Below are 24,558 nucleotides of genomic sequence, written 5' to 3'. Positions count from 1 at the left end.
CACCACCACCACCGATACAAGGAGCCTCGACCATGACACCAACGGCCATCAGCGCGGTGGGACTCACCAAGTCCTTCGGCGACCACACCGTCCTCGACGGCATCGATCTCCGGGTACCCGCCGGCAGCGTGTTCGCACTACTCGGTCCCAACGGTTCGGGAAAGACGACCACGGTCAAGATCCTGTCCGCGTTGTCGCAGCAGGACGCCGGGGACGTGGAGATCGCCGGCCTCGATCCGCGTACCGACCGCGCGGAGATCTGCGCACAGATCGGCCTGACCGGGCAGTTCGCCGCGGTCGACACGTTGCTGACCGGACGCGAGAACCTCACCATGGTCGCCCGGTTGCGACACCTCTCGAAGACCGCAACCCGCGAACGCGTCGACCGGTTACTCGACGACTTCGACCTCACCGAGGCCGCGGACCGCCGGGTCGCCGACTATTCCGGCGGCATGACCAGACGCCTCGACCTGGCCATGACACTGGTGGGCGAACCGTCGATCATCTTTCTCGACGAGCCGACGACCGGCCTCGATCCACGGTCCCGCCGGGCGGTCTGGGACACCGTCCGCGGCCTCGTCGCCGGTGGCACCACCATCTTCCTCACCACGCAGTACCTCGAGGAGGCAGACCATCTCGCCGACCGGATCGCCGTGCTCGACCGAGGCCGAATCGTGGCCGAGGGCACGGCGGCGGAACTGAAGCGACTCGTCCCGGGCGGGTACATCCGGATCGACTTCACCGACGCCGACGACCTCGGGCGGGCACGGGCGCAGTTCCCGTCGGCGATCGACACGCCGGGCGAGAACACCCTCGCGGTACCCGGTGGCGCGGGCATCGGCGCCGTCCGGGACGTCCTGGCCACCCTCGACCAGGCTCGCATCGACGCCGCCGGGATCTCCGTTCACACACCTGATCTCGACGACGTGTTCCTCACCATCACCGGCCGCACCGCCGCGACCGCCACCGCCACCGCCAACTAGGAGAAGTCATGACCACCACCCTCGACCACACCTTGTCCGACTCCGCGGTGATGGTGCGCCGCAACCTGATCCGGTTGCGGCGCTACCCCACCATGATGTTCTCGACGATCGCCATGCCGGTCGTGATCCTGTTGATGATGACCTACTTCTTCGGCGGCGCCATCGAGAGCGCGCTTGCCGCAGACGGACCGCTCGACGGAAAGTACATCAACTATCTGCTGCCCGGCCTCCTGCTCTTCGTGCCGTCGTTCCTGACGGTGGCGGTGGCCGTCTCCGTCAACCAGGACGTCACCGAGGGGATCATCAACCGGTTGCGATCGCTGGCCACACCGCCGACGGCGATCCTGGCGGGGCACTTCGTCGGCGCGCTCATCCAGGGCATCGTCGCAGTCGTCTTCCTGCTCGCCGTCGCCTTCGCGCTGGGCTTCCGTGCCGACGCAAGCCTTCTCGACTGGTTCGCCGCCGGCGGTCTGCTCCTGCTGCTGACGGCGGGACTCGTGTGGATCGCGGTCGCGACGGGGGTGGTGGCGCCGAATCCGGAGAGCGCCAGCAACATGCCACTGCCGCTGCTCTTCCTGCCCTACCTGGGCAGTGGGCTGGTCCCGACGGACAGCATGCCGAACGGAGTCCGTCAGTTCGCCGAATACCAGCCGTTCAGCCCCATCGCCGACACCCTGCGCGGACTTCTCATGGGTCTCGACATCAGCGATCGCTGGCCGTGGGCACTGGGGTGGTGCCTGCTGTTCCTGGTCGTCGGCTACGTCTGGGCCGTCACCGCGTTCCGGCGGTCGACGACCGGCTGAGTGCCACCGACCCCGTCACGTGTACGGCTCAGCCGTACGCGTGACGGCGTGTGAATGCCTCAGACGCGTCGCGAGCGGAGGTAGTCGGCCACCTCGTCGTAACGTGGGAGCAGACCCGACTCACGGGCCTCCGAGAGACCCGGCGCGGCGGTGTCCTTCGGGGAGAGTTCGAATTCCAGCGGTGAACCGTCGCGCGCCTGCGTCGGCCACTCGATGTCGAGTTCGGGGTCGAGCGGGTTGATGCCGTGTTCGCCGGTCGGGTTGTATCCGGTGGAGCAGAGGTAGGTCACGGTCGAGTTGTCGGCGAGTGAGCAGAACGCGTGTCCGAGGCCTTCGGAGAGGTAGACCGCCCGACGGTCGACATCGTCGAGCAGGACGGTGTCGTAGGCGCCGAAGGTGGGTGAGCCGACGCGGATGTCGACGATGACATCGAGGATCGCGCCGGCGGGGCAGGTGACGTATTTCGCCTGCCCCGGTGGGACGTCGGCGAAGTGGACACCGCGGAGCACACCGGCAGCGGAGACCGAGAGGTTCACCTGCGCGAGATCGAAGCGGTGACCGATGGCCTCGGCGAGGACATCGGCTTTGAACGCCTCGGCGAACAACCCACGGGCATCACCGTGCTGGACCGGGGTGAACTCCCAGGCGCCCTCGACGGCGAGTGGGCGGACCTTCATGAGAAGCCTTTCACGTCAAAAACCCTTGCCTCGCGCAAGGAGTTCCAGCAGATAGTCACCGTAACCGGACTTGCGCAGTTTGTCGGCCCGAGCCCGCAGCTCGTCGTCGTCGAGGTAGCCCTGCCGCCACGCTATCTCCTCCGGGACAGCGATTTTCAGGCCTTGCCGCTGCTCGACGGTGCGCACGAAGTTGCCGGCGTCGAGGAGGCTGTCGAACGTCCCGGTGTCGAGCCAGGCCGTACCCCGCGGCAGGACGGTCACCGACAACTTGCCGCGTTCCAGGTAGTGCGCGTTGACGTCGGTGATCTCGTATTCGCCGCGGGCGCTGGGCTTCAGATCGCGGGCGATGTCGACCACGTCGTTGTCGTAGAAGTACAGACCTGGAACCGCGAAGTTCGACTTCGGTTGTGCCGGCTTCTCTTCCAGCGAGATCGCGGTGCCGTCGGCGTCGAAGTCGACCACGCCGTAGGCCTCCGGGTTGGCGACCCAGTACGCGAACACCGCACCGCCGTCGACGTTCTCGAAACCCTGCAACCGGCTGCCGAGCCCGGGTCCGTAGAAGATGTTGTCGCCGAGGACGAGTGCGACCGACTCGGTGCCGATGTGATCGGCGCCGAGAACGAAGGCCTGGGCGAGGCCGTCCGGCGAGGGCTGGGTCTTGTAGGTGAGGTCGATGCCGAACTGGTCGCCGTTGCCGAGCAGGTTCTCGAACGCCGGGGCGTCGTGCGGGGTGGTGATGATCAGGATGTCGCGGATCCCGGCCAGCATGAGCGTCGAGAGCGGGTAGTAGATCATCGGCTTGTCATAGACCGGGACGAGCTGCTTGCTCACCCCCTGTGTGATGGGGTGCAGCCGCGTGCCCGTACCGCCGGCCAGGATGATCCCTCTCATGGCGATCAGGGTAATGCCCGACGCCCTCGGCGACGGCATGCGAGTCGAGCCGCCGCGCGCTGACCCGAGGCGGGGCGCCGGCTGCTCGGTAGAGTGATTGCGACCATCGACCTCGACGAAAGGCGTCGCACGTGCGTGTTCTCGTGACCGGGGGTGCCGGGTTCATCGGCGCCAACTTCGTGCTGCGCACCCTGGACACCCGCCCCGACACCTCGATCCGGGTCCTGGACAAACTCACCTACGCCGCCAACCCCGACACCCTCGCGCCGGTCGCCGACCGCGTCGAACTCGTCGAAGGCGACATCACCGACGCCGCCCTGGTCGACCGCCTCGTCGCCGAGACCGACCTCGTCGTGCACTTCGCCGCCGAATCCCACAACGACAACTCCCTGGCCGACCCCTCGGCCTTCGTCTCCACCAACCTCGTGGGCACCTACACCCTGCTCGAAGCCGTCCGCGCCCACCGGGTGCGCTACCACCACATCAGCACCGACGAGGTCTACGGCGACCTCGACCTCGACGACCCCGCCCGCTTCACCGAGACCACCGCCTACAACCCCTCGAGCCCGTACTCCTCGACCAAAGCCGGCTCCGACCTGCTTGTACGCGCCTGGGTGCGGTCCTTCGGCGTGGCCGCGACCATCTCCAACTGCTCCAACAACTACGGCCCCTACCAGCACATCGAGAAGTTCATCCCCCGCCAGATCACCAACGTGCTCTCCGGGGTACGCCCCAAGCTCTACGGCGACGGCCGTAACATCCGCGACTGGATCCACGTCGACGACCACAACGACGCCGTGTGGACCATCATCGACCGCGGCCGCATCGGCGAGACCTACCTCATCGGCGCCGACGGCGAAGTCGACAACCGCACCGTCGTGGAAACCATCCTCGAACTGCTCGACCAACCCACCGACGCCTTCGACTTCGTCACCGACCGCCCCGGCCACGACCGCCGCTACGCCATCGACTCCACCCGCCTGCGCACCGAACTCGGCTGGACCCCCGCCTACCTCGACTTCCGCGCCGGCCTGGCCGCCACCATCGACTGGTACCGCGACCACCCCGCCTGGTGGCAACCCGCCAAAGAAGCAGTCGAACAGAAGTACGCCACCACCGAACGCGTCACCGGCTGACACGACACGCCTGGCCCGTTCTCAGGGTCGCCGCTTACGGTGGTCGTCATGCGCGTACTCGTGAGCGGAGGCGCGGGCTACATAGGCTCGCACACCGTCATCCAATTGATCTCGGCCGGACACGACGTGGTCATCGTCGACGATTTCAGCAATGCCAAGCCGACTGTCGTCGGCCGGCTCGAGGCGTTGACCGGGCGTTCCATCCCGGTGCACGCCTTCGACCTCGCCGACGTCGACAAGACCGAACACTTCTTCGCCCACGAGGACATCGACGCGGTGATCCATTTCGCCGGTTACAAGGCGGTCGGCGAATCCGTGGCGAAGCCGCTCGACTACTACCAGAACAATCTCGGCACGACGTTCGCGCTGCTCCGCGCGATGGAGCGCCACGACGTGCACACACTCGTGTTCTCGTCGTCGGCGACGGTCTACGGCGCCGAGCCCGAGCTGCCGATGACCGAGGATCTGCCCACGTCGGCGACCAGTCCGTACGGCTGGACCAAGGTGATGATCGAGCAGATCCTGCGCGACGTCGCCGCGAGTTCGGAGGTGTGGCGCATCGCGGCGCTGCGCTACTTCAATCCCGTCGGTGCACACCCGAGCGGACAGATCGGTGAGGACCCGTCGGGCATCCCCAACAACCTCATGCCCTTCGTCGCGCAGGTCGCGGTCGGCCGGCGCGAGAAGCTGGCGGTGTTCGGCGACGATTACGACACCCCGGACGGCACGGGCGTACGCGACTACATCCATGTCGACGACCTGGCCGCCGGGCACGTCGCGGCGCTCGACCGTATCAGCAACGGCCAGACCGGCATGTCGACCTGGAATCTCGGTACCGGCCAGGGCGTTTCGGTCTTGCAGGTCGTGCACGCCTTCGAGGAGGCCAGCGGACGGCCGATCCCCTACGAGGTGGCTCCGCGACGCGCCGGCGACATCGCCGCCTCCTACGCCGATCCGAGCCGTGCGAACGCCGACCTGAACTGGCATGCCACCAAGACCATCGACGACATGTGCGCAGACACCTGGCGGTGGCAGTCGGGCAATCCGTCGGGGTACCCCGACGCCTGAACCGGCCGTTGAGCCTCAGGCCGGCGCGTGCGGATCGTCGGGGTCGACGATGCCATCGGTGACCCAGCCGATGTAGCGCGCGGCGGATGTCTCGACCACCTCCCGTGCACCTTTCTCCACGACGACACCGAACGCGTCGTAGAGGCGGTCGAACCGGAGTTCGCCGACGCGGTCGGCGATCCCGCGCACGAGTCGCGGTGACAGCGGGATCATGTTCGGGTAGCTGCGCATGAAGGTCACCATGCCCGGTTGCATCACGCCCTTGATGGTGTCGCCGGTCAGCAGCGCTCCCCGGCCGCCTGCGGCGTCGGGCACATGCAACACCGCGCTCCCGGGGAAGTGGCCGCCGCACCGGACGAGCCGGACCCCGCCGAGGACCTCGACAGAGTCGGACCAGAAGCGCACGACGGGGTCGGGCCGGGTCACCCACCTCCGGTCGAAGTCGTTGTAGTACACCGGGACCCGACCGAATCGGTGACTGAGGGAGACGCTCGCGCCGACGAGGTGGGGGTGGCTCGCGGCGATGGCGGCGACGCCGCCGTGGGCGTCGAGCCAGTCCACCAGCGAGGGCCCGAGGAATCCCGGTGGCTCCCAGAGGATGTTGCCCTCGGAGGCGGTGACGAGCAGGGCGCGCTGACCGATCCCGACGGACGGCCGCACCGACAGCGCGGTGAGTCCGGGTTCCACATCGTCGGCGGTCAGAGCGTTGTCGGCGGTCTCGTCGAGTGGGGTCCAGCTCGGCCCGCTGACGGGGAGCCATTGCCGGTCGTCGTCGCAGATCGGACATATCGCGGGCGGCGTCTCGCCCGGAGGGAACTCGTTGGCGCAGAAGACACACATCCAGGGCCGCATGCCCCCGACGCTAGCCCCTGCTCGTGGGGCGAACGGGTGAATGGCCGCGTCTCTCCTCCGGCGCTGAGGGGGGTGACGGCCTCCTGCTCCCTGAGGTGCGAGCGACGGCCTCCTGCTCCCTGAGGTGCGAGCGACGGCCTCCTGCTCCCTGAGGTGCGAGCGACGTCCTCCTGCTCCCTGAGGTGCGAGCGAAGCGAGCCTCGAAGGGTCCGGTGACTCGCCTCACCAGGCCCTAATGGGGGTGGATCGGCTTCCTCTTGGAGGGGATGCTGGTCGTGTGAGCCTCCCCGGTCGGTGACCACTGCCAGGCCCTGAAACGGTGGTCGGATTTCTACACGAAGACCGTGGCCCGGCCGGGCGAGGATCACCCGCTAGAACGCTTCTGGGATGTCGTGCCCCCGAAACATGTGGGTGAGCACTGATCCATTAGGCCGCGTCCAGGGTGACTCCCGCAGGTTCACATCGAGATCGTCGAGACGACTGAAGACGAGGTGAACGAGTGTCATGATCTTTATGGGCAACGACTGGGCGTCAGATCATCACGACGTGTGCGTGATGGATGAGCACGGCACCATCCTGGCCACCCGCCGCCTACCCGAAACCGCTGCAGGTGTCACCACAATGCATGAACTGATCGCCCGGTATGCCCAGGATCCCACCGAGGTGGCGGTGGGTATCGAAACCGATCACGGCATGTGGGTCACCGCCCTGGTCGGTGCGGGCTATCTGGTGTTCGCGATCAACCCGTTGTCGGTGTCGCGCTACCGTGACCGCCACCATGTCGGGGGCACCAAATCCGATAAGGCCGATGCCAAAACCCTCGCTGATCTGGTGCGTACCGACCGGCACAACCATCGGCTCGTCGCCGCCGATACTGTCGCTGCCGAGGCGATCACGGTGATGGCCCGCACCCATCAGAACCTGGTGTGGGCGCGCTCGGCACAACAGAATGTGTTGCGCTCCCAACTCGGCGCCTACTATCCGGCCGCGGTCGATGCCTTCGGCGGCGACCTCGCCCACACCGACTGCCTGAGCGTGTTACGACGCGCTCCAACCCCACGACAGGGGGCGGCACTGACGGTCGCGGCAATCCGATCAGCCCTGAAAAAGGGTGGCCGGCAACGCAATACCGACCAACGCGCCCGCGACATCCAGCAGGCTCTACGCGGTGGCGGCCACCTGAGCGCACCGGAGACACTCACCGCAGCCTATGCGGCGACAGTCACCGCGACCGTGGAAATGCTGGCCGCTCTCAACACCCAGATCACTCAACTCGAAACCACTATGGCTCAGTCTTTTAAAGCGCATCCGGACGCCGCGATCTACCTGTCCATGCCCGGAGTCGGTGACATCACCGGCGCCCGGATGCTCGGCGAGTTCGGGGATGACCCCGAACGCTATGCCACCGCCAAGTCTCGCAGAAACTACGCCGGTACCTCACCACGGACCATCGCCTCGGGCAAAGGACACGTCGTGTTGGCCCGCCACATCCGCAACACCCGACTCAACGACGCCGCCCTACGGATGGCGCAAAGCGCCCTGACCGGCAGTCCCGGCGCCCGCGCCTACTACGACAGCCTCCGAGACCAGAAGAAGTCCCACAGCCAAGCATCGCGTGCGGTCGCCAACCGACTCATCGGCATCCTCCACGGCTGCCTCAAACACCGCACCCCCTACAACGAACACACCGCCTGGAACCACCGCACCAACCTCGCCGCTTGACACCTAGCACCCCTGGGATGTCTTCGAGGCTCGTCGCTTGCGCTCCTCGCACCTCAGGGGGCGGGGGTCTCGTCGCTTGCGCTCCTCGCACCTCAGGGGGCGGGGGTCTCGTCGCTTACGCTCCTCGCACCTCAGGGGGCGGGGGGCCGATGGGTCCGTCGTTCTTTCGGGGGGCAGCAGCAGCCGATCAGGGGGCGGGCGGCGGGTAGACCAGGTCGTTCACGCGGTAGATCACCGCGTCGCCGCGACGGAACACCTCGGTCAATCCGGGTGCGCCGTGCTGCCGCAGCGCCAGGAAGGGGTCTCCCTGGTGTCCGCGAGCCGGGTCGGGCACACCGCGCTGGAACTCCCAGTAGCTCGGCGGCGAGTCGATCACGTAGTGCACGTTCATGTCTCGCACGATCTGATCGATCGCCGGGTCGGCGCCGATCTCCGACACGCCCCAGAACACGTCGCGCTGCCGCTCGGAGAACTCGTTGGCCCGGTAGAAGGGGAACATCGGCGTGACACCGGTGACGGGGTACAACCAGCCGGTGCCCTGGTCGAGGTTGTTGAGGACGAGTACGTCCTGGGCGTCGGGCTGTGCGGCCAGCCACTCATAGGCGGCGAGGTCGTCGGGGCCGACGTACTTGCCGCCCCGCTCCTTCGACGCGATCTGCGCGTTCGGCGGATACCGGACAACGGCGGCACCGGCGATCAGCGCCAGCAACACCACGTACGTCGCGGCCACCAGCCAGCGCGCCTTCGCCGACGTTGCCCTGCCCGGTTCCGGATCGCCGATGTCATCAGATGCCACACGGCGTCGGACGAGCCCGGCGACGCCGAGCGCCAAGGCGCCGAGCGCGACACCCGCGGCCGCGGCCGAGATGATCGCTACGACGAACGTGAGGCGATGCGGCGAGTTGTAGAAGTAGCCGCCGATCACCCCGAGCGGATATGACAGCGGACCGAGGGACACCATTGCGTTGGCCGTGACCAGCGCGAACACGAACCAGGCGACCAAGCCGGCCCAGCACCGCAACCAGGCGAGCGCGATCAGACCGAGCAGGGTGACCGCGATGAGCGGCCAGACCGGGAAGTGCTCGAGCTCGAGCGGGATTGTCCCGTTGAACGCCCCCTTGACCAGCCCGTCGAGGACCCCGATCGTGTCCTCGCGGAAATCGAAGAACGGCAGTTCGTTGGTGTCGGCGACCCGGATGGTGCCCAGCACCACCGGTGCGATCAGGACCAGCGTCGCCACCGCCGTGACGGCCAGAGTCGCGAGATCGCGCAGACGCCCGGCGACCGGACGCCAGAGACCTTCACACAGCCACCAGAGGCCGACGATCACGCCGACGACGATCAGGGCGGACGGGTGGGTGGCGGTCACACCGGCGACGGCCAGCGCTGCCGGCAGCACGCGTGATCGGTCCGACACCACGCTCATCACGAGTACGGCAGCGACCGGCGCCAGGCTCACGCCCACGGCATTGGGCACGGAGGTCAGCTGCACCTCGACATACGGCAGTGACGGGAACAGCGCACTCAGCGCTCCCGCGGTGCCCGCGATGAGGGCGGCCGAGTCGACGTCGTACCGGTGCCGCGCGAACCAGTACGCCAGGGACGCGACGCCGAGCGGCACGGTGACCGCCAGCACCGCAGGCGAATACGTGTTGTAGAGCTCCACCGGGTCGGCGCCGGTCAGCGGAAAGAGCAACGCCCCCAGCGCATGCCAGGTGTTGGGGTAGTAGTTGAAGCCCTGGGTGTCGTAGTTCATCAGCTCGCCCATGCGCATGGCCGAACCGATGCCGGTCTCGTGAATCCAGCGCAGAGAGCTGGCGTGCCACAACGAATCCCACACCTGCGAGATGTTGCCGAGACCGGCGAAGGCGGTCGTCGCGACCGGTCGGATGCAGGTGACGGCGATGACGAGTCCGCCGAGCCCGAGACCCGCGGCGACCCGCACCGTCGCGGTCCGTCCCACACGGGGTCCGGCGGTGTCGGGCTCCGGCGCCAGCCGCTCACCCCAGCGGGTGACCAGCAGCGCCGAGTAGATCCAGCCGGCCCCGACCGCGAACACCAGGCCCACGAGCGCCGACACGGCGTTCCATTCGAAGCCGACGATCGAATACAGCACCGTCAGGATGGAGACCAGGGCGAACGTGATGGGCGGGCCCGCGGCCAGTGCCACGGGCCACGGGAGATTCATCCGCCGGCCGACGAACGCGCCGGGAAGGATCAGCACGAGCGCGGACACGACGACGACCCATGCACCAAGCATCATCGCCCGCGCCTTTCCACACTCACCCGCTGCACTCCCCATCGCACCCGCGGCCGCACTGCCCGGGTGTGCCTGACCAAACTCCCAGCAGGTTACCGGGTGGCCGCGCCGGGCCGTCGTGTCACCGTGCCCGGACGGCTCCGGTGTTCTCGGTCGCCGCAACCGCCGCACCATGTGCGGGGTCGTCGACCGAACCCCAGCGTCGATGTCCGAGGAGGGCGACGATCAGGCTTCCGGCCGCGGCCACGGCACCGAAACCGAACATGATCGGGTAGGTGATCGTGACCCAGCTCTCCGAGATCCAGGCCAGCACGGCCGGAACCCCGAAGCCGAGGTAGGTCACGCCGTAGAAGACGGCGGTGAGCCCGGCCAGATCGTCGGGTCCGGCGATTCGCTGCACCTCCAGCAGGCCGACGATCATCGCCATGCCGTAGCCGCACCCCAGCAGCGTCGCCGCGGCCAGCGACACCCAGACCGTCAGCACGTGGGCCGCGACCGCGGCGAGGATCATGCCGGCGACGAGCACGACGAGCGCGACGATCACGCCCCGCGGACTGCCCGGCACGTCGATTCGGCGGCCGAGGGACTGGATGGCGAATCCCGCGCTGAGACCGAGCACACAGCACAGCCCCGCGAAGGCGATGGGCGCGCCCGCGGTCCGCGCCGACATCAGTGCCGGGATCACGGCGTACGCCGAGGCGGCGGCTCCGAAGACCCACGGCGCGAGCGGCACCACGACGAACAGGAAGCGTCGGTGGCCGGCGGCCGGGATGCGCAGGTCGTCGCGCAACCGTCCCGGCGAGGCCTGCCGTGGCCGCGTCTCCGGCACCAGTGCAACGAGATTCGCGGCGATCACCGCGACCGCGATGTTCACCAGGTACGGGAGCACATGCGGCCATGGCCCCCACTGCGCCAGCACGCCGGCCACCCCCGCGCCGACACCGAACCCGGCGGTGAGGCTCATGGCCGCGCGACTCGCGCCGGCACCCGTTCGCGCGCCGTCGCGGTCGGAGAGTTCCTTGATCCAGCTCCCGCCCACGGCCATCGAGAGCCCCAGTGCGATGCCACTGCACACCCGTCCGGCAGTGAGCAGTGCCACCGACTCCGACCCTGCAGCGAGCAGCCCCGACCCCACTGCCGCGAACAGCGGGGCGGGCAGCATCAGCGGGCGGCGGCCCAGCCGGTCCGACAACGGACCGCCGATAAGCAGCGCGGGCACGATGCCGAGGACATAGGCGAAGAGCAGTGCGTCGACCACCACTGGTGACAGATCGGTGATCTGTCGGTACATCACCAGCAGCGGGGTGAACTCGTTGCCGCCCCACGCGGTGGCGAACACGGCGAGCGCGACGGCCGGCCACCCGAAGCGCGCGCGATCGGCGCTCACGCCGGCGCCCCGGGAAGGTCGTGCCCGGGGAGATCGTGAACCGCGACGAGATGCCCGGCGAGCAGCTCGTCGAATCGGTCGGCGTCGGCCGCCTCGATGGCGCCGAGGAGCGCGCTGTGGTCGTCGAGGATTCGCTCGGCGACCCCCGCGTCCCGGTGAACCGAGGCCGTCGTCATCCGACGGTGCCGCTCCCCCAAGGTCACGTAGAAGGCCGAGAGCAACGGATTGTCGCCGGCTGCGGCGATCAACTGATGGAACTCGGCGTCGATGCGCGAGAACTCCTGGATGTCGGCGGCGTCGGCCCGGCGATGTGCGGCCAGGTTGTCGCGCAGCCGGGCCGCCAGTCCGATGACCGCTGCCGGCCGCGCGACGACGGACCGCACCGCGTGCCGTTCGAGGAGCAGACGCGCGTCGACGACGTCCCGGATCTCGCGGTCGCCGATCGGCACCACGAGCGCACCGCGCTTCGGGTAGAGACGCATCCAGCCTTCCGTCTCCAGGCGCAAGAATGCCTCCCGCACCGGAGTACGGCTCACCGCGCACCTCGCGGCAATCTCACCCTCGCTGATCAGCTCACCGCCGGCGATCTCGTTTGTGAGAATTTGCTCTTTGACCTCGGCATATACCCGCTCAGCAGCGGATTCGGAAGTCGCATGCAACATAGACACAAGTTGTACCTTACCAATGAACATTGTGTGCCTCACCTGGCCCGACCCACCTTCCGTCCCGATCCCAGACGGTGAGACACTTAATCCGGCCGTAACGAGCGTCACCCCGCTCACACGCGCCCGGCCCGCCTCCGCTGAGCACACCTCGCTCGCGTCGATGCGGATCACTTCTAGCTCGCGGGCAGCGTGGCCGGCGAGACGATGCAACCCGCACATTTCGCGGCATTCCAGGAGGACCCGTGACGAGCACGGAGGACACACGTATGGGTGAGACCCCCTACACCGAACCCACAATCGCCGATCACCCCATCACCGACGAAGAGATCTTCTTGGCCCACGTCGGCGGCAAGCTCTCGGTGGAGCTGCGCGCACCCATCGACACGCAGCGCGACCTGTCGATCGCCTACACCCCGGGTGTGGCCCAGGTGTCGCGCGCGATCGACACCGACGCCACTCTGGTGAACAAGTACACCTGGACCGACCGTCTGGTGGCCGTGGTCAGCGACGGTTCGGCGGTTCTGGGACTCGGCGACATCGGCCCCCGCGCCTCGCTGCCCGTCATGGAGGGCAAGTCCGCGCTGTTCCGCAGCTTCGCCGGACTCAACTCGATCCCCATCGTCCTCGACACCCAGGATCCCGACGAGATCGTCGAAACCCTCATCCGGCTGCGCCCGAGCTTCGGGGCCGTGAACCTCGAGGACATCTCCGCGCCGCGCTGCTTCGAGATCGAGCGTCGCGTCATCGAGGCGCTCGACTGTCCGGTCATGCACGACGACCAGCACGGCACCGCGATCGTGGTCCTCGCCGCCCTCAAGGGCGCGACGACCCACCTCGGCCGCGACCTCGCCGGCCTGAAGGTCGTGATCTCCGGAGCCGGAGCCGCCGGCGTCGCCTGCGCGAACATCCTTCTGGCAGTGGGCATCTCCGATGTCGTCGTGCTCGATTCCAAGGGCATCGTGTCCCAGGGACGTGACGGACTCAACGAGTCGAAGTCCGAGCTGGCCTCCCGTACCAACCCGCGCGGGCTGACCGGCGGCGCGGTCGAGGCCCTCGCCGGCGCCGACGTCTTCATCGGCGTCTCCGCGGGCCTGATCCCCGAACCGCTCATCGCCTCGATGAACGACGACTCGATCGTCTTCGCGCTGTCGAACCCCGACCCGGAGATCCACCCGGAGGCCGCGGCCAAGTACGCCGCGATCGTCGCGACCGGTCGCAGCGACTTCCCGAACCAGATCAACAACGTGCTCGCCTTCCCCGGCGTCTTCAAGGGCGCGCTGGACGCCGGCGCACGCCGCATCAGCGAGGGCATGAAGATCGCTGCGGCCGAGGCCATCTTCTCGGTCGTCGCCGACGACCTGCGCGCCGACCGGATCGTGCCCAGCCCGCTCGACGACCGGGTCGCCCCGGCCGTCGCAGCAGCCGTCGCCGACGTCGCCCGCGCCGAGGGGCACTGCTCCTAGGCGAGGCCTCACCCACCCGAGACCGCCCCTGAAAGCCGCCCTTCACAAACGACCCGACGACATATCGGGCTGTTGCGTAAACGGGTCGGCGGGCGGGTTGGGCGTGATGGCCGGTCGCGGAGCGTCCGGTCTCAGGCGGTGGTGGGGGTCAAAGCGGCGGTTCCGATGGCTTTGAACAGGTTGTGGACGAGGGCGTGGAAGCTGAATTCTGCTGTGGCTCTGTCGAGTCCGCGGCTGGTGAAGCGACGGAAGCCGAGGTTGTGTTTAGCGTGGGCGAACGGGGTTTCAGCGATGTGGGCGCGTTGACGGTAGAGCGCATGTCCCTCGGGTGTGGCCAGCCGGTGGGTCATGGCCTGGATCGGGGAGGCTTCTGATGGTGGCGGCCCGTGTGTGGGTGCGTGCTGCGCGGCGTGGGCCACGGCCCGGTGTTTGCCGGTCGCGATGAGCCGGTCTGGTCCGGGTGCGGTGAGGTTGTGTTCGGAGAGGTAGCCGGCATCAGCCAACACGACCCCTATTCCTGGTGAGACCGGCGGTTCGGGGCGGTGGGTGTCGATGAGTGCGGCGGCGGTGACGGCTTTGTCGAGCATGGTGGTGAAGGTGGTGACATCGGCAGGGTTGTTGCCCACGCCGGTCGCGATGATCAGCCCGTCATCGCTGGTCACGGCCTGGCAGTTGAAGCCTTGGAGCCAGCCGCCGCCGCGCAATCCCATCATCCGTGATTGCGGGTCGGTGATGTTACGGCGGGGTTCCCGTGACGGTGCAGCCGCGGTCGCGGTGGTCGGCGGGGTGCAGACCGCAGCGGGCCGAGCCGCTGCCGCGGCGTCACGTTGCTGCTGCCGCTGCTGTGCCCGCTCGAGTGCTCGTTGGGCGCGCCTGACGTAGTAGTTCGTCTCGACCGGCCCGGGTTTGCGGCCTCGCTGACCAGGTCGATAGTGGTCGATCTTTGCTTGGTGGGTCGCGATGGCCCGCGCCAACGATTCGGTCAGCACCTCGACCTCGATCTCGATCGGCAACGATCCCTTGCCTGTGGCGGGCCCGCCCGCAGCGCGGCGTTCCCGCGCCCGCTCGATCTTCTCCTCGCGGGCCTGCTGGGACTTCTCGGCGGCCTGGTCACGTTCGTTCCTACGCTGCGCGGCCACCGCTTCGGCGTTGGTGAGTAGTTCAGTGTGGGCAGCCAGATCAGCCAGCGCCGCGGCGATCCGGGCCTGCCGCGACCCCGGATCGTGCAACCCGCGGGGTAACAGGTCACCGCGGTCATCACCATGAACATCATCGTCGGCGGTGTCAGCGGCTGCGTGTTCGGCCGCGGCGCGCGCAGCCTCACTGGCCAACGCTTCCCGCAAGCCTTGCTCGGTGCGATTGGCGCTGAGCGAGGCGTTCGAGGCGATCTTCACTCCGTCGAGGGCCACCACCCCCAGTCGGCCCATCCCGACCCGCGAGCACAGCATCAACACCTGGGTGAACAGGTCCTCGATCGCGGGTGCGCAGTCCGCGCGGAACCGGGCGATCGTGACGTGATCAGGGACCTCACCACCGCAAATGATGCGGTAGGCGACGTCGCGGTGACACAACCGTTCCAGCTGCCGCGAGGACCGTTGGCCTTGGGCCCACCCCCAGATCAACAAGGTCAACAACATATCCGGGTGATAGGCGGCGCGACCGGCTCCACCGGTCTTGCGTACCGCCCGTATCGCCGCGGTATCCAGCGAGGCGACCGATTCGATGACCAGCCACACCGGATCATCGGCCGGAAGCCATTCCCGCATACTCGGCGGCATCAGAAACTGCTGATCACGCTGCACCGGACGATAACCCTTGGCCACCAACACATCATCGCCGATACCCACCACACACCGCTCCCGACAAGCCGTCGGCTGACACCGGAATTTTGCAACAGCCCGATATAGCCGCCGGTCGCCCGCTGACGGGTGGTTTCCAGGCGCTTTCGGTGCGGGCCGGTCACCAGCCCATCAGCCCCGCCGACTCTTCGGCGATGGCCGGGCCGAGGGTCATCCCGCGGCCACCGGGGCCGGTGACCGCCCACACCCCGTCACCGATCGATTCCCGGCACACGATCCGATCGGGTTCGGTGCACTGGCTGTAGACACCCGCCCAGCGACGCTGGATTCGGGGTAGTGGACGGCCCAGCAGGCCCTCGGTCACCTCGACGAGGTGACCATACGGATCCTCGTCGACGTCGAAGGTGAACGGTTCTACGTACTCGTGGGTGTCGCCGATCGTCAGTCCACCGTGAAGGCGTTGGACGCAGAGCAACTGCATGCCGTTCGCCGCGGCCGTCGGACGTTGGGGTTCGGTTCGACGCAGCTCCTCGAGCGCGGGCCCCGCGAACCCCGGGTAGTACCGCAGGCTGTCGCCGTCGGCGATCGACGTCGTGAGGCTCGGTCCGAGTGGGGCCGTCTGCATCATCTGCAGTCGGACCCGGCGCACCGGCAACTCGCCGAACACCTCACGGAGCAGTCCTCGGTGAGTTGCGCCCGGGCACAACACGACACAGTCCCCGGCATGAACGATCCCGGTGTCATCACGGACCGAGGTGCCGGTGATCCCGCGTACCTCGACTCCCGGGACGAATGTGTATCGTCCGGACTTCTCGAGTCGAGATCGCATGGCGGGCATCGCTTGCCGGGATTCGACGGCGGCGTCGGATGCACAGTGCAGTCCGGCGAGGTAATTCCCCTGTAGCGCGGGGTTCTTCTCCGCGACCTCGAACCGTCGGAGCAAGGTGAACCCGCGGCGCTGTGCATCGTCGCGAGCGACGACCTCTTCGGCGACGGCGACCTCGGCTTCGGTGCGCAACAGGGTGATCGAACCGTTCGCCCGGAATCCGACCTCCGGGACCTGCGCACCGATCTGCTCCCACAGGACGCGGGAGCGCAGTGCGATGTCCAGTTCGGGAGCCGACCGCCCGGAGACCCAGACGAGCCCGAAGTTGCGGACGGTGGCGCCCCGCGCGTCGAGTTCGCGGTCGAGGTGGATCACATCGTGCCCGCGTTCGACGGCCATCCAGGCGTGTGCGGTTCCGATGATCCCGGCACCGACGATGATCACGCGCATGTGTTCTGATCTCCTCTTCGACTGATGTTCTGCCGCGTCACGGCGCAACCGCGACGCGTAGCGCGGTGCCCGGCGCTGGTTGCAGGGCGTGCTCGATCTGTTCGAGCGGAAGCGGTGAGGTCACCAACTCCGACCACGGGTGTCGATCGGCGGTTCGCCCGAGGAAGTCGACCGCCTCGTGCAGGTGACGTGGTTCGTAGTTGTGGACCCCGGTGAGGGTCCACCAGCGCCGGACCACCTGCTCTGGATCGACGTTCAGGGACGGCCCCGGGGTGACCGAACCGGCCAGGACGAGGGTTCCGGCGATCTCCAGCCGCGACAGCGCATCCCGGAGGAAGTCCGAGGATCCGGTGAAGTCCAGCACGACGTCGACGTTCTCGCCGTCGTCAGCACATGCACCGAAACGGATCGCCTGGGTGACGCGCGCGACGTCGCGGTCGGCGACCCGGACCTCGGCGCCGCGGTCGGCGCAGACCGCCGCCGCCGTCGTCCCGAGCATCCCCGCTCCCCCGATGAGCACCCGGCGGCCGGACAGGTGACCGGCCCGTTCGACGACGGCCATCACCGTGGCCGTCGCACATGCAGCGGGCGCGGCGACGGCATCGCCCAGAGCGTCCGGAACAACGACCACGGTTGTGCCCCTGGGTAACACGATGTGGCTCGCATAACCACCGGACAGCGGCCAGTCGCCGTCGAACGGTTCGTGTCCGATTTTTCGGACCCGACGGCATTTGGCGGTGACTCCCCGCCGGCACCGATCGCAGTCACCGCACGACACCGTGACCGACCAGACGACGCGGTCGCCCTGCTGTGCCGACGCGCCGTCGCCGATGCCGACGACCTCACCCACCGCCTCGTGCCCGAGAACGGACGGACACGGCGAATCCCGGCGTCCGCTCACCGTGTGCAGGTCGCTGCCGCACACCGTCGCCAGCCGAACCCGGACCAGGAGTTCACCGGGACCGAGTGCGGGAAGCGGTGTTTCGATGATGTCGACCCGATCGCCGCGCCAGACGGCGGCGCGGGTCAGACCAGTCGTGAGCGTATCCAACCGGACAACCTTTCGATGGCGAAGACGATGACGAAGATGACGAGCACGATGGCCCCGGCGACCTCGAAGTCCAGCGTGCGGATCGACTCGAACAGCAGGAAGCCGATTCCGCCGGCCCCCACGATCCCCAGGACCGTGGACGTGCGGATGTTGACGTCGAGCAGATACAGCCCCGATCCGACGATGGACGGCATGGCCTGCGGGATCACCGCTGCGAACAGCGTTTTCCACCAACCACAACCGACCGAGCGGGCGGCCTCGACGGGACCCGGATCCGTTTCCTCCACGGAGTCGGCGACGAGCTTGGCCAGGAAGCCGACGGAACCGATTGCCAGCGCACAGGTTCCCGCCACCGGGCCCAACCCCAGCGCCGCGACGAACACCACGGCGAGGATGAGTTCCGGCACCGCCCGGACGACGAGAATCCAGGTCCGCGCCACCCAGTACACACCCGGGTGCGGGGTGACGTTGCGAGCAGCGAGGATTCCCACCGGGATCGACAAGACGGCACCGATGGCGGTCGAGACCACGCCGATCGCGACCGTCTGGACCGCGGCGTCGAACAGTTCTGTTCCGAGAGCGGTGAAATCGGGCGGGATCATGCGTCCGAACACCTCGACGGCAGGTGGTATCCACACGACCAGCGCCCAGGGCGTGATCTCCAGTACGGCCATTGCCGCGACGGTCGCCACGGCCACGAGCAGCCCGAAACCCGTACGGACCGCGCGTTCGAGACCCGGCCGCATCGGCGACGGTGTCAGCAGCACACGCCGTATGCCGATGGCCAGCAGTTCCATTGCCGTGATGATCACGAGGATGACCAGGACGATCCCCAGCGCACGTGGGTAGATCAGCCCGCGCAGGGCGTCCTGGAGCGCGAACCCGATGCCACCCGCCCCGACGAAACCGAGGACGACCGACATCCGCAGGTTGATGTCGATGCGATAGACGAACGCACCGATCCACGCCGGAACGCACTGCGGGACGACGGCATTGATCATCTCACGCACATATCCGACGCCGGTGCTGCGTACCGCTTCGCGTGGCCCGTCGTCGACCTGCTCGATCGCGTCGGCGAACAGCTTGCCCAGCATGCCGATCGAATGCAGCGCCAGGGCCAGGATGCCGGGCAGCACACCGATACCCAGGGCGCGGACGAACAGTACCGCGAACAACAGGTCGGGCATGGCACGACAGAAGGTGATGACGCCGCGCGCCACGGCCTGGACCGCGGGGTGGGGGCTGGTGTTGCGAGCGGCCAGGAACGCCAACGGCACCGAAGCGACCGCGGCGAGAACGGTTCCCAGCACAGCCATCAGCAGTGTCTCGAGCGCCAACACGCTGATCCGCCCGGGATCTCCGAGCCGTGGTGGCAGCATCCGCTCGATGAGCGCGACGATGTCCTCGATGCCGTAGATCAGCGTCGCAGGCGCGAAGTCGATCCACCAGGCGCAGACCAGCGTGGCGACGAGACCGCCCACCGCGATCCCGGGCAGGACCGCACGGTCCCACCCGGGTCGCATCCGGGATGGCGATCCCGCCTGCGGACGGTCCAGGAGCGGGGTGTTCATCGGCGTCGTACCGCGTTCGACGACGCCGCCACCGGGTCGACCCGCTGGTAGACGTCCATCACCTCGTCGCGATCGAGGCCGACCGTGGAGCGGTCGAGAACCTTCTGGCCACCCCGCAACCCGACGATGCGGTGCGCCCAACCGAGCGCCAGATCCACCTGGTGCAGGGTGCAGAGGATGGTCAGCTTCTCCTCGACGCACACCTGGAAAAGCAGATCCATGACGACGCCGGCATTCTCCGGGTCCAGGGAGGCCACGGGTTCGTCGGCGAGCAGCAGCACCGGCTTCTGCATCAGCGTGCGCGCGATGGCCACGCGCTGCTGCTGTCCGCCGGAGAGGGTGTCGGCCCGGCGATCGGCAAGGTCGGCGAGACCCACGCGATCGAGATGCTCCAACGCTTCCTGCCGCATGCGCTTCGGGTACGTCAGCGCACCGTAGCGAGGACACCGCAACCGCCCGAGCCCGCCCAGCAGCACGTTCTCCAGGCAACTGATCCGGCCGACGAGGTTGAAATGCTGGAAGACGAAACCGACGTCGCGCCGCAGTGCTCGCATCTCGGCGCGACCGGCGAGATCCACCCGGCGCCCCACGACGTCGACGACCCCGCTGCTCGCCGGATGCAAGCCGTTCAGGCAGCGGAGGAATGTGGACTTGCCGGAGCCGGACAGGCCCAGGAGCACGACGAGTTCGCTGCGACGGACATCGAGCGACACGCCGTCGACCGCGAGCGTGTTGCCGAATCTCTTGGTGAGTCCGTCGACATGGACGACGAGATCGTCGCCGGCGACCGGTGGCTGCGCGGCCACGTCAGCTCGCACACTTCTCGGACTTGGTGACCTCACAGACATGCCGGACACCGGCGTAATCGTCGTCGGAGGCAGGCACGACGCCCCACGCGCGCTCGTCGGTGATCAGGCACTCATCGCCCGAGCAGAATCCCGCCGCCTCCATGGACTCCTTGTTGACTTTCTCGGTGAAGACCTTGGTGAGGGTGTCGATGGCCTCGGGTCCGAGCGAATTGTTGGCCGCGAAGACTGATCCCGCGATCATCTCCGACTTCCAGACCGTCTTCAGCTGTCCCTGCTGGAGATCGCCCTTCTCGACGAGGGTCTCGTCGACCATCGAGTCGAAGGCGAAGCCGGCTTCGCAGTCACCGGACGCGACCGACAGCGCCGACGCGTCGTGCCCGCCCGCGTAGATCGGCGTGACACCCGCGGCGAGGTCGGTCTCGGTGCCGGACTTGATGACGCCCGCCTCGATGAGACCGGCGCTCGGGTACAGGAAGCCCGAGGTGGAACCGGGATCGACGAAGCACACCGTCTTGCCCGCGAAGTCCTTGATGCCGTTCACAGACGCGTTGTCCGCCTTCGCGATTCCGTATGACTGGTATCCCGGTTCGGCGCCCTTCTCCGACACCACCGCACCGAGCGGGGTGATCTCGGCGCCGTTGAGGCCGGCGACCACGTAGGCGAACGGGCCGAAGAAGGCGAGGTCGACGTTGTCGGCGATCATGCCCTCGACGACGCCCGCGTAATCGGAGGCCTGGACGAACTCGACCTTCGAACCGGTTTCCTGCTCGATCACCTTGATGACCGGGTCGTAACTGGCTTTGAGATCGGTGGAGTTCTCCGCGGGGATCGCGGCGAGAGTGAGGGTTTCGGGGAAGCCGTTGTCGTTGACGGCCTCGGAGTCGCCACCGGAACATCCGGCGAGCACGAGGGCGGTGGTGGCGAGAGCGGCGGTGATCGCCAGCGAGGACTTACGAATTGTCATCGGGGGTCAACCTTTCGGGACGTCACGGGGGTCGGGGTGAGGAGCGGATCAGGGCGTGGTGATCAGGGCGGTCAGGTCGGCGACGGACGCCAGGACACGGTCTGCACCCGCGTCGAGAAGGGTCTGCTCGTCGTGCGCCCCGGTGAGCACGCCGACCGACAGACCGGCACGAGCACGTCGGGCGGTCTCCATGTCGCTCGCGGTGTCGCCGACGACCACCACGTTGGCCAGGTCGTCGACCTGGGCGGTGAGGGCAGCCGCGAGGACCAGGTCCGGGTAGGGGCGGCCGCGCAGGCCGGCGGTGGGGGCGAGAACCTGATCGACGACGTCGGCCCATCCGAGCGAGTCCAGGATCCGTTGCTGCGTGGCAGGGCTGAACCCGGTGGTGAATACCGTTGCGATGCCGCGCGATCGGAGGTCGGCAAAGGTCTCCACCGCCCCCGGGATCGCGTCGACACCGTCGTCGATCAGCTCGCCGTAGGCCTGTTCGAACGCCTCGTTGGCTCGCCGGGCGGCGTCGTCGGAGCCCAGCAGAGCGCGGAAGACGGCGATCTTGGACTGGCCCATCGTGTCGAGGACGTAGATGCGGGCACGGTCGCGTTCCTCGCCGTGCTCGGGGATGCCGACCGCGGTCGCGGCGACCTCGAAAGCCTGGGTGACCAGCCCGTCGTCGACGATGGTGGTGCCGGCCATGTCGAAGACGACGAGTTGGACCGGTGAAACACCGCTGGTGGACGTGGTGGTGTCTGCACCTTTGCGTGCAGGTGTGGTGGCGTCATCAGTTGTGCGCATGGGCCAACTGTCCCGTTTGGTATAGACCAATTCGGGTGCGTTGGCCGAACACAAGGTGAACACTCGGTAGCCATTTGGTCTAGACCAATATTTGCTATGTTGGACGCATGACCCTGTCGGAACAACCTCGCGTTCTCAAGCATCAGGTGGTCAGGTCACAGCTGGAGGAACTCCTGGCGGACCTCGTCGAGGGGGATCCGTTCCCCGCGGAACGCGATCTCGCCGAGAGCTTTTCGGTGTCACGCGAGACCGTCCGGCAGGCGTTGCGGGAGTTGCTGCTGGACGGCAGGATCGAGCGCCGCGGCCGGATGACGGTGGTCGCCGGACCCAAGATCCGGCAGCCGCTGTCGATCGGCTCGTACACCGAGGCAGCCCGCGAACGGGGCATGGAGACCAGCCGCATCCTGGTGGGCTGGACACGGATCACGGCCGACGCGGTGCTCGCGGATCGGCTCGCCATCGCCATCGGCGATCCGGTCATCCAGCTCGAGCGTGTGTTCACCACCGACAAGGTGCGCGTGGCCCTGGAACGCACCCGACTGCCCGCGTACCGGTATCCCGATCTCGAGGCCGACTTCGAGGTGACGTCGTCGCTGTATGCCGAATTCCGCAGGCGCGGGGTGCGTTTCGGACGGACCGAGGACACGATCGAGACGACGCTGCCCGACGCCCGCGAGGCCGCGCTGCTCCACGTCGACGCACGGACGCCGATGTTCTTGCTGAACCGGTTGTCCTACGACAAGGACAACACCCCGATCGAGTACCGGCGTTCGCTGTACCGAGGCGACCGGATGGCGTTCACGCAGACGATGTACGCGGACTGATCAGTAGTTCTGGTCCTGCCAGGTGCACAGGCACACCTCGTTGCCCTCGGCATCGGCGAGCACCCAGAACGCGGGGGCGTACTCGTCGGTGAGCAGTTGTCCGCCGGCGGTGATCGCCGACTGCAACCTCTCGTGCAACTCGTCGGTGGGGACCCACAGGTCGACGTGCATCCGGCTGCGCTGCGGGCGCGGTTCGTCCATCTGCTGGAACCAGACGCTGGGTAGCCGGCCGGCGGGGTCGACGAGGTCGACGGGCTCGCGTTCGGTGGCCTCGCCGTAGCCGAGCACGGCTTTCCAGAAGGGCCTGATGGCCGGGATGTCAAGGGCGTCGATGGCCAGGTTGAACTGGGTGACGGGTTCGGCGGCCGGTTCGAGACCGAGGTCGGTGGCGATGCCGGTGATCTTGTTGGCCAGCGCGACATCGGCTTCCGTCAATTGGTGCGCACTGTGTGTCGTCAGCACGAGATGCACCGTGCCGTAACGGAGGTCGATGTCGGGGTGGTGATTCGCGTCCTCGGCGGCGTCGATGATCTTGGCGACGAACTCACCACCGCGCACCATCGACCCGGTTTTGTAGGCGGCCGCGAGTCTGTCGGCGATGACGCGCCACGGATCGGCCACCATCTCGGAGGCCTGTGCGGGAGTGAGCGGTGAGCGAGTGGAGCCGGTCATACTGCCCCATGCTGCCCCCTTCACCGGTTTCGCGAAAGGGTGGCCGCGGTTCAGCTCCGATTGGTGGTCGTGGCGGCGAGTGTCGCGATCGATTGGTGTGTCGCCGGGAGGAACCCGCGTCGGGCATCGTGGTCGAGGGCGGTACCCGCGCCGATGACGGGGTCGTAGTCGAGGCCGATCACGCCACCGACCGCGCCCGACACCACACTGACCAGCATGTCGGCGAGTCCGTCGTTGTGCGTGGTCGGCAACTGCGAGGAGATGACGACGATCGTCTTTTCCAGTACGCCTGCCCGGTCCCATTCGGTGAAGACGACGCGCGCGCGGTTGAGCAGGTCTGGTCTCGCCGCGATGACGAGCACCGGCGTGAGGTTCGGGAGATCGTCTTCGGCGAGCTCAGGCAGCAACGTGAGCGGATGTGCGCCGGCGTCGACGACGGGAACGGCGCCCTGCCGCCAGGTCTCGACGACGGCGTCGGTGACCGTCGCATCGTCGGGCGGGAGCCACAACCCCGTCCCCGACGCCGTACGCAGCAGTTCTTGATTTCCCGAGCCACGCAATCGCAGCTCGATGTCACAGTCGTTGCCCGACGCGTCGACCCACCACGACAGCAGCCCGAGCGTCGACGACGCCCGGTGCTCGGCGAGCAGCGCCGAAACAACCGACGTGCCAACGCCGCCGGCTGTTCCGCACACGATGACGGCCCGCTCGGCCCAGGCCTGCGGGTCGCCGTCGCGTGGGGTGGTCGGGTTGGTCATATCGGGTCAGGGAACGAGCATGTGAACACGAGAAGTGCACCTGCCTACGGAACGAGCATGTAGATCGTAGATCCGTAACCAGACGGAACCCGGACTGGACTATTGGCAGCCACCGCGGTGACACCGAGACTCACC

At 67.7% G+C, this 24,558-nt stretch carries 22 protein-coding genes; 7 read left to right on the top strand and 15 right to left on the bottom strand.

The features are described 5' to 3' along the window. Positions 1 to 32: 32 nt before the first annotated feature. Positions 33 to 983: an ABC transporter ATP-binding protein gene (locus AC3B5T_RS09655; RefSeq protein ID WP_055476987.1), complete on the top strand. Its 951-nt coding sequence runs from the start codon at positions 33 to 35 to the stop codon at positions 981 to 983. Between the two features lie 8 nt (positions 984 to 991). Further along, positions 992 to 1,786 carry an ABC transporter permease gene (locus AC3B5T_RS09650; protein WP_055476988.1) on the top strand — a complete coding sequence of 265 codons (795 nt, stop codon included), beginning with the start codon at positions 992 to 994 and terminating at the stop codon, positions 1,784 to 1,786. A gap of 59 nt (positions 1,787 to 1,845) precedes the next feature. Here AC3B5T_RS09650 and AC3B5T_RS09645 read toward each other — a convergent pair whose 3' ends face one another. Together AC3B5T_RS09645 and rfbA are read right to left on the bottom strand one after the other, a co-directional pair. After that, the gene (locus AC3B5T_RS09645) at positions 1,846 to 2,463 is read right to left on the bottom strand and encodes a dTDP-4-dehydrorhamnose 3,5-epimerase family protein (RefSeq protein ID WP_488358559.1); all 618 of its coding nucleotides are present in this window, start codon (positions 2,461 to 2,463) and stop codon (positions 1,846 to 1,848) included. Between the two features lie 15 nt (positions 2,464 to 2,478). After that, complete coding sequence (gene rfbA / locus AC3B5T_RS09640) at positions 2,479 to 3,354, bottom strand: glucose-1-phosphate thymidylyltransferase RfbA (protein ID WP_014925184.1); 876 nt, start codon at positions 3,352 to 3,354, stop codon at positions 2,479 to 2,481. A 131-nt stretch (positions 3,355 to 3,485) separates the two neighbouring features. Between rfbA and rfbB the strand changes: the two genes are divergently transcribed. After that, positions 3,486 to 4,490 (top strand): dTDP-glucose 4,6-dehydratase, encoded by a 1,005-nt coding sequence (gene rfbB / locus AC3B5T_RS09635; protein ID WP_488358558.1) that lies wholly within the window; start codon positions 3,486 to 3,488, stop codon positions 4,488 to 4,490. A gap of 48 nt (positions 4,491 to 4,538) precedes the next feature. Continuing rightward, on the top strand, positions 4,539 to 5,558 hold the full coding sequence (gene galE, locus AC3B5T_RS09630) for a UDP-glucose 4-epimerase GalE (protein ID WP_010844951.1): 1,020 nt from the start codon (positions 4,539 to 4,541) through the stop codon (positions 5,556 to 5,558). Between the two features lie 15 nt (positions 5,559 to 5,573). Here galE and AC3B5T_RS09625 read toward each other — a convergent pair whose 3' ends face one another. Further along, a complete protein-coding gene (locus AC3B5T_RS09625) occupies positions 5,574 to 6,410 on the bottom strand; it encodes an MBL fold metallo-hydrolase (protein WP_055477356.1) in 837 nt (278 codons plus the stop codon). A gap of 504 nt (positions 6,411 to 6,914) precedes the next feature. Between AC3B5T_RS09625 and AC3B5T_RS09620 the strand changes: the two genes are divergently transcribed. Further along, positions 6,915 to 8,132 carry an IS110 family RNA-guided transposase gene (locus AC3B5T_RS09620; RefSeq protein WP_035718379.1) on the top strand — a complete coding sequence of 406 codons (1,218 nt, stop codon included), beginning with the start codon at positions 6,915 to 6,917 and terminating at the stop codon, positions 8,130 to 8,132. 187 nt (positions 8,133 to 8,319) lie between these two features. Here AC3B5T_RS09620 and AC3B5T_RS09615 read toward each other — a convergent pair whose 3' ends face one another. From AC3B5T_RS09615 to AC3B5T_RS09605, 3 genes are all read right to left on the bottom strand, one after another. Beyond that, entirely contained in the window at positions 8,320 to 10,395 is a 2,076-nt protein-coding gene (locus AC3B5T_RS09615) for a DUF6541 family protein (protein WP_055477337.1), read from the bottom strand. 118 nt (positions 10,396 to 10,513) lie between these two features. Next, the gene (locus tag AC3B5T_RS09610; protein ID WP_055477336.1) at positions 10,514 to 11,779 is read right to left on the bottom strand and encodes an MFS transporter; all 1,266 of its coding nucleotides are present in this window, start codon (positions 11,777 to 11,779) and stop codon (positions 10,514 to 10,516) included. Then, on the bottom strand, positions 11,776 to 12,441 hold the full coding sequence (locus tag AC3B5T_RS09605) for a GntR family transcriptional regulator (RefSeq protein WP_055477335.1): 666 nt from the start codon (positions 12,439 to 12,441) through the stop codon (positions 11,776 to 11,778). The genes AC3B5T_RS09610 and AC3B5T_RS09605 overlap by 4 nt, the downstream gene beginning before the upstream one ends. A 269-nt stretch (positions 12,442 to 12,710) precedes the next feature. Between AC3B5T_RS09605 and AC3B5T_RS09600 the strand changes: the two genes are divergently transcribed. Continuing rightward, the gene (locus AC3B5T_RS09600) at positions 12,711 to 13,907 is read left to right on the top strand and encodes an NAD(P)-dependent malic enzyme (RefSeq protein WP_014925177.1); all 1,197 of its coding nucleotides are present in this window, start codon (positions 12,711 to 12,713) and stop codon (positions 13,905 to 13,907) included. 131 nt (positions 13,908 to 14,038) lie between these two features. On the opposite strand, the gene AC3B5T_RS09595 is transcribed toward AC3B5T_RS09600, so the two are convergent. From AC3B5T_RS09595 to AC3B5T_RS09565, 7 genes are all read right to left on the bottom strand, one after another. Continuing rightward, positions 14,039 to 15,730 (bottom strand): transposase, encoded by a 1,692-nt coding sequence (locus tag AC3B5T_RS09595; protein ID WP_488358756.1) that lies wholly within the window; start codon positions 15,728 to 15,730, stop codon positions 14,039 to 14,041. A gap of 136 nt (positions 15,731 to 15,866) precedes the next feature. After that, positions 15,867 to 16,982: a TIGR03364 family FAD-dependent oxidoreductase gene (locus tag AC3B5T_RS09590; RefSeq protein ID WP_055477295.1), complete on the bottom strand. Its 1,116-nt coding sequence runs from the start codon at positions 16,980 to 16,982 to the stop codon at positions 15,867 to 15,869. A 37-nt stretch (positions 16,983 to 17,019) separates the two neighbouring features. After that, on the bottom strand, positions 17,020 to 18,033 hold the full coding sequence (locus AC3B5T_RS09585) for a zinc-binding dehydrogenase (protein ID WP_055477296.1): 1,014 nt from the start codon (positions 18,031 to 18,033) through the stop codon (positions 17,020 to 17,022). Continuing rightward, positions 18,009 to 19,556, bottom strand: a complete 1,548-nt coding sequence (phnE, locus tag AC3B5T_RS09580) for a phosphonate ABC transporter, permease protein PhnE (RefSeq protein ID WP_055477299.1) — start codon at positions 19,554 to 19,556, stop codon at positions 18,009 to 18,011. The genes AC3B5T_RS09585 and phnE overlap by 25 nt, the downstream gene beginning before the upstream one ends. A gap of 44 nt (positions 19,557 to 19,600) precedes the next feature. After that, entirely contained in the window at positions 19,601 to 20,452 is an 852-nt protein-coding gene (locus AC3B5T_RS09575; RefSeq protein WP_055477300.1) for a phosphonate ABC transporter ATP-binding protein, read from the bottom strand. Next, positions 20,412 to 21,377 carry a phosphate/phosphite/phosphonate ABC transporter substrate-binding protein gene (locus AC3B5T_RS09570; RefSeq protein WP_010844224.1) on the bottom strand — a complete coding sequence of 322 codons (966 nt, stop codon included), beginning with the start codon at positions 21,375 to 21,377 and terminating at the stop codon, positions 20,412 to 20,414. The genes AC3B5T_RS09575 and AC3B5T_RS09570 overlap by 41 nt, the downstream gene beginning before the upstream one ends. Positions 21,378 to 21,425: 48 nt before the next feature. Then, positions 21,426 to 22,169, bottom strand: a complete 744-nt coding sequence (locus AC3B5T_RS09565; RefSeq protein ID WP_084817367.1) for a phosphonatase-like hydrolase — start codon at positions 22,167 to 22,169, stop codon at positions 21,426 to 21,428. Positions 22,170 to 22,276: 107 nt separating this feature from the next. Here AC3B5T_RS09565 and AC3B5T_RS09560 point away from each other — a divergent pair, with 107 nt between their 5' ends. Beyond that, positions 22,277 to 22,993 carry a GntR family transcriptional regulator gene (locus AC3B5T_RS09560; protein ID WP_010844226.1) on the top strand — a complete coding sequence of 239 codons (717 nt, stop codon included), beginning with the start codon at positions 22,277 to 22,279 and terminating at the stop codon, positions 22,991 to 22,993. On the opposite strand, the gene AC3B5T_RS09555 is transcribed toward AC3B5T_RS09560, so the two are convergent. Then, complete coding sequence (locus AC3B5T_RS09555; protein WP_055477297.1) at positions 22,994 to 23,665, bottom strand: VOC family protein; 672 nt, start codon at positions 23,663 to 23,665, stop codon at positions 22,994 to 22,996. A gap of 50 nt (positions 23,666 to 23,715) precedes the next feature. Continuing rightward, on the bottom strand, positions 23,716 to 24,423 hold the full coding sequence (locus AC3B5T_RS09550) for a hypothetical protein (RefSeq protein WP_055477298.1): 708 nt from the start codon (positions 24,421 to 24,423) through the stop codon (positions 23,716 to 23,718). Positions 24,424 to 24,558 lie beyond the last annotated feature (135 nt).

This window comes from Gordonia sp. G4, assembly GCF_057770005.1.
The sequence above is the reverse complement of the archived record's forward strand: the minus strand, read 5'-3'. Positions and strand labels throughout refer to the sequence as shown.